The organism is Sphingomonas cavernae (assembly GCF_003590775.1).
Taxonomy (GTDB): domain Bacteria; phylum Pseudomonadota; class Alphaproteobacteria; order Sphingomonadales; family Sphingomonadaceae; genus Sphingobium_A; species Sphingobium_A cavernae.
The window spans coordinates 1526696-1541400 of the sequence record NZ_QYUM01000003.1 but is presented as its reverse complement, the minus strand read 5'-3'; the positions used below and the strand labels follow the sequence as shown (position 1 = coordinate 1541400).

Genomic DNA, 14705 nt, shown 5'->3' with positions numbered 1-14705 from the left:
GCCAAGCAGAATTGGGGCAGGGGGTTGCGGGCATGTCAATTCGCTGCCAATGGCCCGCGATGAAGTCATTGTTGTTCGCGGGTCTGCTGCCGCTCCTGATCGCAGGCGCCCCTCCGGGGGACATCATCGCCGAAGCCGATCTGCGCGCGCACATCGCCGAACTTGCAAGCGATGCCTATCAGGGCCGCGCGCCCGGCACCGAAGGTCAGACACGGACGATCGGCTATATTGCGGACCAGTTCAGCAAGGCCGGGCTTGTCTCTGCCGCCACCGATCGCCCCTGGTTCCAGACTGTCACACTGGTCGAGCGCTCCGTATCAGCGTCGTCGGCGATTTTCACGCGCGATGGCAAGCCACTTGCCCTTGACCCCGGTCAGATCGCGCTGCGTGGGTGGCAACCGTTGCAGGCAGTCAGGGCCGCGTCCGTGGTTTTCTTCGGCTATGGCATTTCCGACGCGTTGCCTGATCCTTCAGGCGCGGTCGTGCTGCTGTTGCGCGATACACCACAGGGCAGCGGCGAAATTCCGGATTTCGCGACGAGGCGCAATGCATTGCTCCGAGGCGGCGCCGCCGCGGTCATCGGAATTGCGGGCGGTGAGACAGCATTCGAATCGCTGCGCCGCGGCTATCGGCGTGGCGGCACGGCGCTCGCCTCGGCCGTCACTCCCGGCATTGACGGCGTCATGACGCTCGAGGCGGCGTCCGCGCTTTTCCACAGCGACGGGATCGATGTCGCGGCGCTGGTGGAGGAGGCGGGCACGCCCGACTACAAGGGCCGCGCAATCGGCCTCGAGGCCGATCTTTCCGTTGAAATGACGCTCAGGCGCTATGACAGCTTCAACGTGATCGGCAAGGTCGAGGGAAGCGCGCCCGAGAAGGGCGCGGTGCTCGTCACCGGGCACTGGGATCATCTGGGCCTGTGCCGTTCTGAGGGTGCCGCCGATCGCATCTGCAATGGCGCCGTCGACAATGCGAGCGGCATCGCGCTGATGATCGAGGTCGCCCGCAAGCTGCGCTTCGGCCCCCAACCGGTGCGCGACATTTACTTCGTTGCGACCACCGCTGAAGAAAACGGGCTGCTCGGCGCACGCGCCTTCGTGGAGCGTCCGGCGGTGCCGCTCGACCGGATTCAGGCGGTGCTCAATGTCGACACCGTCGCGCTTGCCCCCAAGGGCACACCGATCGCGGTCATTGGGCGCGGCGGCAAGTTGGATGCACCGATCGCGCGTGCCGCCGCGATAACCGGGCGCGCCATCGACCCTGACAACGAAGCCGACGAATATCTGAGCCGTCAGGACGGCGCGGTCTTTGCCGAAAAGGGCATTCCCGCCGTAATGCTGGTCAGCGCCTTCAGCGACAAGCCAAGGCTCGATGCCTATCTTTCGAGCCGCTACCATGGACCCGATGACGAGCTGACCGACACCACCGAGCTTGGCGGTGCTGCCGAGGACGCGACTTTCCACGTCGTGCTGGCGCGGCTGCTCGCCGATCCGAAGGAGTTCAGCCGGTGAACCCACTTTCATCCCCCGCGCAGCTTGTCTACAGAGCCGCCCAAACCCCCGCCAAAGGAGTCTAGACCGCATGGACATCGCCCTCGGTCTCACATTCGACGACGTTCTGCTTCGCCCCGGCGAATCCGAAGTCCTGCCCAGTCAGGCTGATACGCGCACCAGGGTGACGCGCGAGATCGGGCTCAACATTCCGATCCTTTCGTCTGCCATGGACACCGTCACCGAGGCCGACATGGCGATCGTGATGGCGCAGCTTGGCGGCATCGGCGTGCTTCACCGCAACCTGTCGGTCGAGGAACAGGCCGATGCGGTGCGAGCGGTAAAGCGATTCGAGTCGGGCATGGTCGTCAATCCGATCACCATCGCGCCGGATCGGCCGCTCGCCGAGGCGCAGGCGCTGATGGCGCGGCACAGGATCTCGGGCATACCGGTCGTGGAAGCCGGCGGCAGGCTCGTCGGCATCCTGACCAACCGTGACGTCCGCTTCGCCGAAAATCCGGCTCAGCCGATCTCCGAGCTGATGACGCATGAAAATCTCGCCACGGTGACAACGGGCGTCAGCCAGGAAGAGGCGCGACGCTTGCTCCACCAGCGTCGCATCGAGAAGCTGCTTGTCGTCGACGACGCCTATCACTGCGTGGGGCTGATCACCGTCAAGGACATCGAAAAGGCGGTCAACTATCCCGACGCGACCAAGGACGGTTCGGGCCGGCTGCGCGTTGCCGCGGCAACCACGGTTGGCGACAAGGGCTTCGAGCGCACCGAGGCGCTGATCGACGCCGAATGCGACCTGATCGTGGTCGACACCGCGCACGGCCATTCGAAGATGGTCTCGGCTGCGGTCGAGCGGATCAAGAAGCTCTCCAACTCGGTCCAGATCGTGGCCGGCAATGTCGCAACCGCCGAGGCGACGCGTGCGCTGATCGGGGCGGGCGCCGACGGTATCAAGGTCGGCATCGGGCCGGGCTCGATCTGCACGACCCGCGTCGTCGCAGGCGTCGGCGTACCGCAGCTCACCGCGGTCATGGAATCGGCCGAGGAGGCCGCGAAGTCGGGCGTGCCCGTAATCGCCGACGGCGGCCTGCGGACTTCGGGCGACATCGCCAAGGCGCTGGCAGCAGGCGCGGGCTCGGTCATGGTCGGCTCGCTGCTCGCGGGCACCGAGGAAGCACCGGGCGAAACCTTCCTCTATCAGGGCCGCGCCTATAAATCCTATCGCGGCATGGGTTCGGTCGGCGCGATGGCGCGCGGTTCGGCCGATCGCTATTTCCAGCAGGATATCAAGGATCAGCTCAAGCTTGTTCCCGAAGGCATTGAAGGACAAGTTCCTTACAAGGGGCCCGCGAAGGATGTCATCCACCAGCTCGTCGGTGGCGTGAAGGCAGCGATGGGCTATACCGGTTCGCGCACGATCGCCGAACTCAAGGAGCGTGCCCGTTTCGTCCGCATCACCAATGCGGGCCTGCGCGAAAGCCATGTCCATGACGTCACCATCACGCGCGAGGCGCCCAACTATCCGACGCGCTAGGGCTGCCCGATGACACCGCAGGCGCGCGTGCAGGCAGCGATCGAGCTGCTCGACGAGATCATCGTGTCCGCGCGCGACGGTGGGGCGGCCGCCGACACGCTGATAGCGCGCTATTTCAAGACGCGACGCTATGCCGGATCGAAGGATCGGCGCGCGGTACGCGAGCATGTCTATGCCGCGATCCGGCGCAGCGGAGATCGTCCCGCCTCGGGCCGCGCGGCGATGGTCGGGCTCGCGCTGGAGGATGACGGGCTCGCCGCACTGTTCGATGGCTCGGCGCATGGCCCGGCGCCGATCGACGCTGAGGAGATGGGCCCACCGGCAAGCGTCGTGCCCGCATGGCTTGCCGATGCCATCGCGGCATTGGGCGAGCGAGAAGGCGTGGCGCTCCTGGAGCGTGCGCCACTCGATCTTCGGGTCAACCTGATCAAGAACACGCGGGACGCCGTCCTGACGGCGCTCCCTGAAGCGACTGCCACCGCACATGCCCGCGACGGCATCCGCTTGCCCGAGGGTTTTGCGGTCGAGTCGCACCCGCTCTGGCATGACGGCAGTATCGAGATCCAGGACGAGGGCAGCCAACTCATCGCCGAAATTTGTGGGGCGGCGCCAGGGATGACCGTCGTCGATCTCTGCGCGGGGGCAGGGGGCAAGACACTTGCGCTCGCAGCCGCGATGGCGGGGGAGGGACGTCTCATCGCGTGCGACACCGTCAAGTCACGGCTCGATCGTCTGCCGTCGCGCGCAGAACGCGCGGGGGCGTCGGGCATCGAGCTTCGCCTGCTAGACGGCGGCCGAGAGCTGGAGAAGCTCGTCGATCTGACGGGGCAGGCCGATATCGTCATGGTCGATGCGCCTTGTTCGGGCACGGGAACATGGCGACGGAACCCAGAGGCACGCTGGCGGTTGACGCCAGAACGATTGGCCGCGCTCAACGCGCTTCAGGCGCGGATCATCGACTTGGCCGTACCCCTCCTGCGGCCGGGCGGGGCGCTGGTCTACGCTGTCTGTTCGGTGCTGGACAGCGAAGGCAGGGATCAGGTGGCCGCGGCGCTCAGACGGCATTCATCCTTGACGCCCGAAAGAGCTTTGCCCCATGTTGGGCGTATATGGGGAGACGGTACTCTGCTCACCCCCGCCAGGGATCAGACCGACGGCTTTTTCGTCGCGAGGATCCGGCGGCCGTGACACCCCAAAGCCGCTCCCCGCTCTTGGAGACGATTATGCGTTATACGCCGGTAACTTGCGCGCTTGCCCTGGCTCTGGCCTGTTTTTCGAGCGGTGTGAACGGGCAGAAACCCGATGCGGAGATAGACCCGCGCTCGGTCGAACTGGTGCAGAAGGGCGAAGCGCTTGCGGCCACCGGCGATTATCAGGGCGCCAACGACACCATCGAAAGCGCGCTCGTGCTCGATCCCCGCAACCGCGCCGCCTATGTCGCGCTGGCCAAGGTCGCGCAGAAGCAGGAACTGAACGGCAAGGCGATCCGCTTCTATCGCGAGGCGCTCAAGATCGAGCCTAACGATGTCAACGCGCTTGCAGGGCAGGGCGAAGCACTCGTCGCCAAGGGCGCGGTCGAAAAGGCCAAGGAAAATCTGGCGCGCATTGAAAAGCTCTGCGTGGCGCGGTGTGCCGAGCAGGTCGCGCTTTCTGCGACGATCGCGCGCGGACCTGCGCCGCAGGTGCTGACGGCCAAATCGACGACACCCCCGCCGGGCGCAACCAAGGCCGAGTGACCGCGCTTCAGCTTCGATAATCGGCGTTGATCGAGATATAGCCGTGGGTCAGGTCGCACGTCCAAACGGTCGCGCGGCCCGAACCCAGGCCCAGATCCACCCCGACTTCGATCTCTTGTCCCTTGAGGTGCGCCGTCACGGGCGCTTCGTCATAGCCGTCAACGGCAAGCCCGCCCCGTGCGACCTGCGTCGGGCCGAAGCGAATCGCCAGCCGGTCGCGCTCGGCGGGTTCGCCGGCCTTACCGACTGCCATGACGACGCGGCCCCAATTGGCATCCTCGCCCGCGATCGCAGTCTTCACCAGCGGCGAATTCGCGACCGACAGAGCGATGCGGTGCGCGCTCTCATCCGAGACCGCGCCTTCGACCTGTATCTCGATGAACTTCGATGCGCCTTCGCCGTCGCGGACGACCAGGTGCGCGAGTTGAAGGCACATGTCACCCAGCGCGGCTTGAAAGGCGTCGGCCCCGGCGTCGTCAAATGAGGCGAGGGGGGCGTTACCAGCATGGCCAGTGGCGAAGGCGAGCACTGTATCGCTGGTAGACGTGTCGCTATCGACGGTGATGCACGAAAAGCTCGTCCGGTTGGCGGCCGATAGCGTCTTCTGGAGGAAGGCGGGCTCGATCGCGGCGTCGGTGAAGATGAAGCCCAGCATCGTCGCCATGTCGGGCGCGATCATCCCCGAACCCTTGACGATGCCCACCAGATTGACCGTCTTCTCTCCGATTACCGCGCGCGTCAGTACCGCCTTGGGAAAGGTGTCCGTCGTCATGATCGTGGCAGCAGCGTCTTCCCAGTCGCACGCGGGCGCTGCGAACGCGGCATCAAGCCCCGCTTCGGCCTTGTCGATGGGTAGTGGCACGCCGATCACACCCGTCGAGGCGACGAACACGTCCGAAGGCTGGCAGCCGAGATGCCCGGCCACGCGCGCCGCGATCGCCTCGACCGCCGCACGGCCGCGATTGCCGGTAAAGGCGTTGCTGTTGCCTGCGTTGACGACAAGAGCGCGCGCCTGGCCCAGCGCCAGAGCAGCGCGGCACCATTCAACCTCGGGAGAGGGGCATTTGCTTTGCGTTGTTACCCCCGCAACCGCGGTGCCGGGGGTGAGTTCGATAAAGGTCAGGTCGCAACGGTCCCATGTCTTGTAGCGCGCGCGCGCAACGCGCGGCGCGACGCCCTGGATTGCCGGCAGATCGGGAAAGCCTTGCGGCGCGAGCGGGGAACGGGCGATCGTCATGGCGCGCGGTTATCGCAATATCGCGCGACATGCAGCAGGCAATTTGCATCCCCCACGCGATGAGGGGCTGCTTTTGATTAGACGAACGGCATGACAATAACTATGTCGGTGCCTTCGACGCCACGGGAACGACCTTTGGAACTGCTGCTTTTCCTTTCTGCGCTGCTGACCGGCCTCACGGGAGTCATTTCCGGTGAGCGCAAGGCTGAGCCAGCGCAGATGCAGAGAAGTGCCGCCGAAGTCGCTGTGAACGTCGTGGCCGAGATTTCGGCCGACGCCGTGGCGCCGACGCTTCATGCGTCGATTCGGCCGCTCAGCCCGCCCGTCTCGACGCGGACGCAGGCCCCGCCCCATGGGCTTGGCTCTGTCGCCTTCCCGACGCCGGACCCCCGCCGCGTAAACGAGCGCAGGCTGGAATAGCTCGCTGAAAGGCGGGCCGGCGCTGTCGCGCGGACCGCCTTCGATCATGTACGCATCCTTGCGGTCGGTCGCCCCTTCGCGGCGCGCCCGCTCCCAGATCATAAAGACAGGAATATCCATGCTCGGTGGCATCGCCAAAGCCATTTTCGGTTCGTCCAACGACCGTTACGTCAAGTCGCTCGACAAGATCGTAACCCAGATCGCCGGTTTTGAGCCCGCGATGCAGGCGCTAAGCGACGAGGAACTCGCCGCCCAGACGACCCGTTTCCGTGAGCGACTGGAGGCAGAGGAGACGCTCGATCAACTCCTTCCGGAAGCCTTTGCCACCGTGCGCGAAGCCGCGGTGCGCGTGCTCGGCATGCGCCATTTCGACGTCCAGATGATCGGCGGCGTCGTGCTTCACCGTGGCGAGATCGCCGAGATGCGCACGGGCGAGGGCAAGACGCTGGTCGCGACGCTTGCGGTGTATCTCAACGCGCTGCCCGGCACCGGCGTTCACGTCGTCACCGTCAACGACTATCTCGCCCGCCGCGACGCCGACTGGATGGGCCAGGTCTACCGCTTCCTCGGCCTCACCGTTGGCGTAATCGTCCCCAACCTCACCGACCAGCAGCGCCGCGATGCCTATGCGTCGGACATCACCTATGGCACCAACAACGAATTCGGCTTCGATTATCTACGCGACAACATGAAGTATGAGCGCGGCCAGATGGTCCAGCGCCCCTTCGCGCACGCTATCGTTGACGAGGTCGACTCGATCCTGATCGACGAGGCGCGCACGCCGCTGATCATCTCGGGGCCGACTGACGACAAGTCCGAGCTGTATATGCGCGTGAACGACGTCGTGAAGACGCTGGTCGCCGAGGATTATGAAGTCGACGAAAAGCAGAAGTCGATCATCCTTACCGAGGATGGCACCGAAAAGGTCGAGCGCCTGCTTGAGGACGCCGGGCTGCTCGAAGGCAGCAATCTCTACGACTATGAAAACACCCAGGTTGTCCATCACCTGAATCAGGCGCTGCGCGCCAACGTCATCTTCAAGCGCGATACCGACTATATCGTCAAGGATGGCAAGGTGATCATCATCGACGAGTTCACCGGGCGCATGATGGACGGCCGACGCTGGTCCGACGGCCTCCACCAGGCGGTCGAGGCGAAGGAGGGCGTAACGATCGAGCCCGAGAACCAGACACTCGCGTCGATTACCTTCCAGAACTATTTCCGCATGTATCCGAAGCTCTCTGGCATGACCGGCACGGCTGCGACCGAAGCGGCGGAGTTCTACGACATCTACAAGATGAACGTCGTCTCGATCCCGACCAACGTGCCCGTCCAGCGCGTCGACGAGGAGGACGAGTTCTACAAGAACACGATCGACAAGTTCGGCGCGATCGCGAAGGGGATCAAGGAAAAGGCCGACAATGGCCAGCCCGTGCTTGTCGGCACTGTCTCGATCGAGAAATCCGAACTTCTCTCAGAATTCCTCAAGAAAGAGGGGGTCGAGCACAAGGTTCTCAACGCGCGCTATCACGAGATGGAGGCGCACATCGTTGCGCAGGCGGGTCGCGAGGGCGCCGTGACGATCGCCACCAACATGGCAGGCCGCGGCACCGACATTCAGCTCGGTGGCAATCTCGAATTCCGCATTAACGATGAACTCAGCGAGATGCCCGAGGGCCCCGAGCGCGATGCCGCGATCGAGCGCATCAAGCACGAGATCGAGGAGGAAAAGGCGCGCGTGCTCGCCGCGGGCGGCCTGTTCGTCCTTGGTACCGAGCGCCACGAAAGCCGCCGCATCGACAACCAGCTCCGTGGCCGTTCAGGCCGCCAGGGCGATCCGGGCCTGTCGCGCTTCTACCTGTCACTCGACGACGATCTTTTGCGGATCTTCGGTCCAGACACGATGTTCGCAAAGATGATGAACGCCAATCTGGCCGACGGCGAGGCGATTGGTTCGCGCTGGCTCTCCAAGGCGATAGAGACCGCGCAAAAGAAGGTCGAAGCGCGCAACTACGACATCCGCAAGCAGGTCGTCGAATATGACGACGTTATGAACGACCAGCGCAAGGTGATCTACGAGCAGCGCGCGGACATCATGGATGCGGAGACTGTTGATGACGTCGTCACCGATATGCGCGCCGAAACGGTCAATGGCCTCGTCGCCGATGCCTGCCCGCCCGAAACCTATCCCGAGCAGTGGAATATCGAGGGACTCCGACAGCGGATCGCAGACGTCCTCCATCTCGATCCGGAGCTCGATGCGTGGATCAAGGAAGAGGCAGTCGATCCGGAGATGATCGAGCAAAGGCTGCAGGAATTAGCGGATGCCGCGGTTGCAGCGAAGGCCGCTGATATTCCCGCGGATAGCTGGGCGCAGGTCGAAAAGAGCATTCTTCTCCAGTCGCTCGACCATCACTGGAAGGAGCATCTGGCGACCCTCGATGCGCTGCGCGCGGTCATCCATCTGCGCGCCTATGCGCAAAAAACGCCGATCAACGAATATAAACAGGAAGCATTTGCGATGTTCGAGCGGATGCTGGTCGAGATCCGCGAGGACGTGACAAAGGTGATCGCGCATGCGCGCTTCCTGCCGCAGGATGAGCCGCCGCCGCTGCCCGAAATGCCCGATTTCGTAACCGAGCATCTCAGCATGCTGTCAGGCGCCGACGACACCGTGGATATCGACGCCGGATCGCTTGGGTTGGTGACGACGCGGCTTCCGACGATGCTGCAGGCGGCGCCCGCGAGTGAAACGGCGCTGCTAAGCGAAGATCCCGCCGAATGGGAAGGCCGGGTCAGCCGCAACGCGCCGTGCCCCTGTGGCTCCGGGCGCAAGTATAAGCATTGCCACGGCGCGCTCCAGTAAGCGCGCCGCGCGGGTAGGGGCATCAGCCTCTGCCTGTGACGGTTGACGCGTGCCATCCGGGCTGAAGATACTGCCGGTATGGAAGATCTCGAACTGTTCAGGCGCATGGCGCTGGCGATAGCGATCGGAGCGGTTGTCGGGGTCGAGCGGCACTGGCGCGAACGAGAGGAAAGGGAGGGGCAGCGTACCGCGGGGATACGCACCTTCACGCTCATCGGTATGTTCGGTGGCGCGGCCGGTCTGATCGAATATCACCTGTCCGATGGGCCGGGCGCATCCGGTATCGTGCTGTCCTCCTTCTTCGCGATGCTGACCGGGGCCTTTGCGGTCTTCCAGTATCGCGAATCGGTTGCCGAGGGACGTCACAGCGTCACGTCGGTCGTCGCGGCCATGCTCGTCTTTGCGCTGGGAGCGCTCGCGATCCTCGGTGACATGGCGCTCGCATCGGCGGGAGGGGTGGTGCTGCTCGCCATTCTGGCGAGCCGCGAGTTCCTCCATCGCCTGATGCGCCGACTCAGTTGGCTGGAACTGCGCTCGGCAGTGATTCTGCTCGCGCTCACCTTCGTGCTGCTGCCGATCCTTCCCGACGAGCCCATCGGGCCATTTGGGGGGATTTCTCCCACGCGCATCCTCGTGCTCGTCATCATCCTCGCGTCGATTTCCTTTTGCGGATATGTCGCGGTGCGCCTGCTCGGTTCATCGCGCGGAGAGCTGGTTGCGGGGCTGGTCGGCGGCATCGTTTCATCCACGGCGGTGACGATCACCAATGCGCGAAGATCGGGTTCGGCAGATACCGCGTCTGCAGCGGTCACCGCCGGAGCAGTCGGAGCGGGAGCGATATCGTTCTTCCGCACGGCCATTCTCGTAGCGACGCTCGCGCCCGCGCTGACTGCCGGACTGCTACCGGCGCTGCTTGGAGGCGGCGCGGCGATGATCGGCTATGCGGCCCTGCTCACGCGTCGCGGTGCCGGTGAACATGCCGAGCAGCAGCAGAAAAATCCTTTCGACTTGGATGCCGTGGTCAAGATGGCGCTCTTGCTCGTCGGCGTCGCGTTCATGGCGCAGGCGGCGAGCCGAATTTTCGGCGAGGCCGGTCTGATTGCGGTCTCCGCGCTATCAGGACTGGCCGATGTCGACGCCGCAACGGTGACTGTAGCGGGCATGCAAAACGCGATCTCGGCCGAGATCGCGGCACTGGCGATCGGTGCCGCGCTGGTCAGCAACATGATCGCCAAGGCCATCTATGCGAGTTTTCTGGGATCGGCGCGATTCCGCCGCCATATTTGGCTCGCAACGCTTCTCGCACTTGCTGTGGCAGCGCTCTGCCACGTCGGCGCACGTCTTGTCTGAAGCGAGCGCTTGCCTGAAGCGAGCGATCGCGCAGGGGCCGGTGGACCCGAATGCGATGAAGCACAAGTATATTTAACATAATGTATATTATCAGACTGTATTGCAGTAAGCCCCGCTAGCTGGTCAAAGCCGTATGGGCGCGTCTTCGCGAGAGATTTCAATTTCGGACCTCCAGGCGTCGTTGGAACTCGGACGGGCACAAGCCTAGAGGCCGGTTGAACGCCTAACCGGACCCTGTCGAACCTCCTCGTGAAGGAACTCAGCAAGCTCGGGCCGCGACGATCGACGAAGTAAACAGTTTTTGGAACAATATCGCCGTGAGCATAATCTCAAGTTGCGCCCGCGCCGGAGGCCTTGAAGACGTCCGCCTTCCGAAGTCAAACCTGAGTCTGGGCAGTCTTCTAACCTACACTGTTCAGCGTAAAGTTATGACAATTTATATATTTTTTTCAATAAGATATGAATCGAACTTAACGATAGTTCACCCGGTCGAAAGGCCATGGATTGCGGCTGACGTTGCAGCGCCTCTGGAAGGTGAGTTGGAAGGTCTCTTCGACGAGAGGCCCCTTCCCTACAGTCAGCCTAACGTGGCGCCAGCGCTTCGAGAATTCGGCACTGCGAGATCGTCCCGCCCTGGCATGACGAAATCAGTGCACCGAGTTCGCGCCTCAGCGCAGTCAGATCGGCCAGCTTGCGGTCGATTTCGGCGAGATGCTCCAATGCCATCACGTCAACCGAGCCGCAATCACGCTGCTTCTGGCTGGCAAGATCGAGCAGTTCGCGGACCTGGTCGAGCGAGAAGCCGAGATCGCGGGCGCGGCGAATGAAGCTCAGGCGGGAAAGCGCGTCCTCACTATAGGCACGGTAATTGCCCCCTGTCCGGCCTGGCGCTGCGAGAAGCCCGATCCGTTCATAGTAACGTACCGTCTCAACCTTGGTGTTGGTGGCTCTCGCGAGATGTCCGATTGTGAAGGCTGTCGTCATCGCTTGACCCTCTAGTTGCTACAGGGTGCATATGCCTGTCCGACTCGGAAATTGTCGAGAGGACGATATGGCCTGCACCAACTGCGCCAGTGACAAGGTGACGGCGACCAACGACCCACACTGGCGGCGCGTGCTGTGGATCGCGCTCGCCGTGAACGCCGCGATGTTCGTCGGCGAGATGATTGCGGGCGTGGCCGGCGGCTCCAGGGCGCTGCAGGCGGACGCGCTCGACTTCCTGGGGGATGCCGCGAACTATGCGATCAGCCTCGGTGTCGCCAGCATGGCACTCGCATGGCGCGCTCGCGCAGCCCTTCTCAAGGGCGGGACAATATTGCTTTTTGGCTTGGCCGTCCTTGTTTCCACGGTGTGGAGCGCACTGCACGGGGCCGTCCCGCACGCTGAGGTCATGGGCGTGGTCGGTTTCGCTGCGCTGATCGCCAATGTGTGTGTCGCAGCGCTGCTCTACCGCTACCGGACGGGTGACGCCAACATGCGCTCGGTCTGGATCTGCTCACGCAACGACGCCATCGGCAATCTCGCGGTGATGCTCGCCGCACTCGGCGTGTTCGGAACGGGCTCGGCCTGGCCTGATCTTGTCGTCGCTGCGATCATGGCGGGGCTGGGCCTGTGGGGCGGCAGCCAGATCATCGGCCAGGCACGGGCAGAGTTGCGTTCCGAACGCGTTCTCACCCCGGCTCGTGCGCAGCATGGCTAATCGCTCGCTGCTCGCATGGCTGCTGACAGGGTGCGCGATCATTGCGACGACGCCCGGCGTCGCGCAAGTTGCACCGGCTTTCCCCGAGCTGCTGCGGCGCGCAGCGTCCTCGCCACGGCTGTCGGCGGGAGAAGCGGATGTCGATGCGGCGCGCGGCGAGGCCCGGCAGGCCCGCACGCGACCGAATCCTGTGCTCAACACGGAAGTCGAGAACTTCGCCGGTGGCAGGCCCTATGATCGGTTCGATCAGGCCGAGACGACTGTCTCGGTCCAGCAGCCGCTGGAATTGGGGGGCAAGCGCTCTGCCCGCGCAGCGGTAGCAGATGCCGATGTCCGGACCGCCGATGCGCGTGCTGAGCAGGCCCGCGTCGACCTGGCGCGCGATCTCGCGACTGCTTATGCAAGTGCGGAGGCCATGGCTGCCCGTGTCATCGTTGCTCGGGACGCGCTTGACCTTGCCGGGCAGGACGCACGCGTTGCTCGATTGCTGGTCGAGAACGGCCGCGAAGCGCGCGTTCGATCCGTACAGGCTGAGGCTGCGGTTGCAGCGGCCCGGGGAGACCTTGCAAGCGCCGAGGCTGAAAGTGATGCGGCGCTCGCGCGCCTGGGTGCTCTCCTCGGGACCCCCAACGCCTTCACCTCCATCGCCGGCGGACTGTTGGACGCGCCGCTGCCTGCCCTGACCGGCGACGGCGAAAGTCCGGCAGTGCGTGTGGCTCGTGCCGAGCGCGACGCCGCACGGTGGAGAATCGACAGCGAACGACGTCGGGCAATCCCGGATATTACGGTCAGCCTCGGCGCTCGCCGGCTCGAAGCCGATGATGCGACCGCAATGGTCGCAGGTGTGTCCGTTCCGCTGCCGCTGTTCGACCGCAATCGCGGGTCGGTCGACAGCGCGTCCGCCGCTGCGCGGGCTGCCGAAGCGCGTCTTGCCGAAGCGGCGGCTGTGGCCGAGGCTGACCGTCTCGCCGCGCGAACCCGGGTCCGGGCGGCCGAAGCGCGCGTCCTGGCTGCCATCGAGGGAGAAACCGCGGCAGCCGAAGCCCATCGGCTCGCGCGCATAGGATATGAGGGAGGGAAAATGCCGTTGATCGAACTGCTGGGCGCACGGCGCGCGCTCGTCGAGGCCCGTAGCCGGACGATCGAGGTACGCCTCGCCCGGATCGAGGCTGCGGCGGAACTCGCACGGTCGCAGGGCGCCAGCCTTGCGGGGGCAAAATGGTGACAATCAATCGCAAGCTTCTGGCGCTGATCGGCGGCGGCCTGTTTGCCGCGGGTGCGATCGGCTTCACGGCCGCGCGGCTTACGGACAGCGGCACCGAGCGCGCCGCCGACGAGGAGCATCATGAAGAAGGCGAAGCCGGCTTCATCCCGCTCAAGCCTGACGCGGCACCTGCCGCGGGCGTGGAGGTCGTCGTGCCCGAGCAGGCCGCGATCGACGAGGTGCTGCTCGCCGGGCGGGTGGTGTTCGCCCCGAATGCTCAGGCCAGTGTCGGCGCGCCGGTTGGCGGCGCGATCAGCGTCGTCCATGTAGCTGCCGGCGCGCAGGTGGGCGCGGGCACCCCGATCGCGACGCTGCGCAGCGCAGACGGCGCATCCGCCCGCGCATCGCTCGACGCATCCTCCGCATCCGCCGAAGCGGCGCAGCTTGCAGCGGCGCGAGAGCGCAGGCTGTTTGATGCGGGCGTCTCGGCGCGGCAGGACTGGGAGACCGCGCGCGCGGAATCGCTCAAGGCGGACGCCGAACAGCGCGCGGCGCGGGCACAGATCGCCGCGCTCGGATCACCCGACCTCGGTGGCACCGTCGTCATCCGCAGCCCGATCGCAGGCATCGTCAACCGGATCGCGATCGCGCCCGGCGCGGTCGTGACGCAAGGCGGCGAGATCGCCGTGATCGCCGATCCGAACAGGGTTGAGCTCGCGTTCGATGTTCCGGCCGCCAGCACCGGCCTCGTGAACGTCGGCACGCCGATCCGCGCCGAGCTGCCAGGCGGTGGCCGGATCGACGCGGTCGTATCCGCGGTGGTTCCAGGGATCGGAGGTGCCGGTGGTACAGTGCGCGCGCGTCCCACAAACGCGCCGCCGCCGGCCGGAACCGTATTGTCTGCACGGCTCTCGGCTGGTGCCGGCGACGCGCTGACCCTGCCCGGCGAGGCCGTGCAAACGATCGACGGCGTTCCTTCGGTATTTGTGGCGGAGGCAGGTGGGTTCCGGGCACGCCCGGTGGTCACCGGCAATGCGGCCGCGGGACGGATCGAGATTCGTCAGGGTATCAAGCCGAGCGAGCGCGTGGCGGGCAAAGGTGCATTTCTCCTCAAGGCCGAACTCGCCAAGGGCGAAGGCGGGCATGAGGATTGA

General features: G+C 64.9%; 12 protein-coding genes. 10 read left to right on the top strand and 2 right to left on the bottom strand.

What is annotated here, in order from left to right; all coding sequences use genetic code 11:
- The first annotated feature begins 32 nt into the window (after positions 1 to 32).
- The 4 genes from D3876_RS14995 (at position 33) to D3876_RS14980 (ending at position 4775) form a co-directional block, all read left to right on the top strand.
- The gene (locus D3876_RS14995) at positions 33 to 1511 is read left to right on the top strand and encodes a M20/M25/M40 family metallo-hydrolase (RefSeq protein ID WP_119763494.1); all 1479 of its coding nucleotides are present in this window, start codon (positions 33 to 35) and stop codon (positions 1509 to 1511) included.
- A 70-nt stretch (positions 1512 to 1581) separates the two neighbouring features.
- Positions 1582 to 3039, top strand: a complete 1458-nt coding sequence (gene guaB / locus D3876_RS14990) for an IMP dehydrogenase (RefSeq protein WP_119763492.1) — start codon at positions 1582 to 1584, stop codon at positions 3037 to 3039.
- Between the two features lie 9 nt (positions 3040 to 3048).
- The gene (locus D3876_RS14985; protein WP_119763490.1) at positions 3049 to 4227 is read left to right on the top strand and encodes an RsmB/NOP family class I SAM-dependent RNA methyltransferase; all 1179 of its coding nucleotides are present in this window, start codon (positions 3049 to 3051) and stop codon (positions 4225 to 4227) included.
- Positions 4228 to 4262: 35 nt separating this feature from the next.
- Entirely contained in the window at positions 4263 to 4775 is a 513-nt protein-coding gene (locus D3876_RS14980; protein ID WP_119763488.1) for a hypothetical protein, read from the top strand.
- A gap of 7 nt (positions 4776 to 4782) precedes the next feature.
- Here D3876_RS14980 and argJ read toward each other — a convergent pair whose 3' ends face one another.
- The gene (gene argJ, locus D3876_RS14975; protein ID WP_119763486.1) at positions 4783 to 6012 is read right to left on the bottom strand and encodes a bifunctional glutamate N-acetyltransferase/amino-acid acetyltransferase ArgJ; all 1230 of its coding nucleotides are present in this window, start codon (positions 6010 to 6012) and stop codon (positions 4783 to 4785) included.
- 135 nt (positions 6013 to 6147) lie between these two features.
- Here argJ and D3876_RS14970 point away from each other — a divergent pair, with 135 nt between their 5' ends.
- The 3 genes from D3876_RS14970 to D3876_RS14960 all read left to right on the top strand — a co-directional run bounded on the left by D3876_RS14970 (position 6148) and on the right by D3876_RS14960 (position 10648).
- A complete protein-coding gene (locus D3876_RS14970) occupies positions 6148 to 6432 on the top strand; it encodes a hypothetical protein (protein ID WP_119763484.1) in 285 nt (94 codons plus the stop codon).
- Between the two features lie 118 nt (positions 6433 to 6550).
- On the top strand, positions 6551 to 9298 hold the full coding sequence (gene secA, locus D3876_RS14965; RefSeq protein WP_119763482.1) for a preprotein translocase subunit SecA: 2748 nt from the start codon (positions 6551 to 6553) through the stop codon (positions 9296 to 9298).
- Between the two features lie 78 nt (positions 9299 to 9376).
- Positions 9377 to 10648, top strand: coding sequence for an MgtC/SapB family protein (locus tag D3876_RS14960; protein ID WP_119763480.1), 1272 nt, complete (start codon positions 9377 to 9379; stop codon positions 10646 to 10648).
- 582 nt (positions 10649 to 11230) lie between these two features.
- Here the strand turns inward: D3876_RS14960 and D3876_RS14955 are convergent.
- Positions 11231 to 11632 carry a MerR family transcriptional regulator gene (locus D3876_RS14955; protein ID WP_119763478.1) on the bottom strand — a complete coding sequence of 134 codons (402 nt, stop codon included), beginning with the start codon at positions 11630 to 11632 and terminating at the stop codon, positions 11231 to 11233.
- Positions 11633 to 11699: 67 nt separating this feature from the next.
- Between D3876_RS14955 and D3876_RS14950 the strand changes: the two genes are divergently transcribed.
- From D3876_RS14950 to D3876_RS14940, 3 genes are read left to right on the top strand one after another with little or no spacing between them, the layout of a single operon-like run.
- Positions 11700 to 12347, top strand: a complete 648-nt coding sequence (locus tag D3876_RS14950) for a cation efflux transmembrane domain-containing protein (protein WP_119763476.1) — start codon at positions 11700 to 11702, stop codon at positions 12345 to 12347.
- The gene (locus tag D3876_RS14945; RefSeq protein WP_119763474.1) at positions 12340 to 13572 is read left to right on the top strand and encodes a TolC family protein; all 1233 of its coding nucleotides are present in this window, start codon (positions 12340 to 12342) and stop codon (positions 13570 to 13572) included. The genes D3876_RS14950 and D3876_RS14945 overlap by 8 nt, the downstream gene beginning before the upstream one ends.
- Complete coding sequence (locus D3876_RS14940; RefSeq protein WP_238475389.1) at positions 13566 to 14705, top strand: efflux RND transporter periplasmic adaptor subunit; 1140 nt, start codon at positions 13566 to 13568, stop codon at positions 14703 to 14705. Before D3876_RS14945 ends, D3876_RS14940 begins: the two co-directional genes overlap by 7 nt.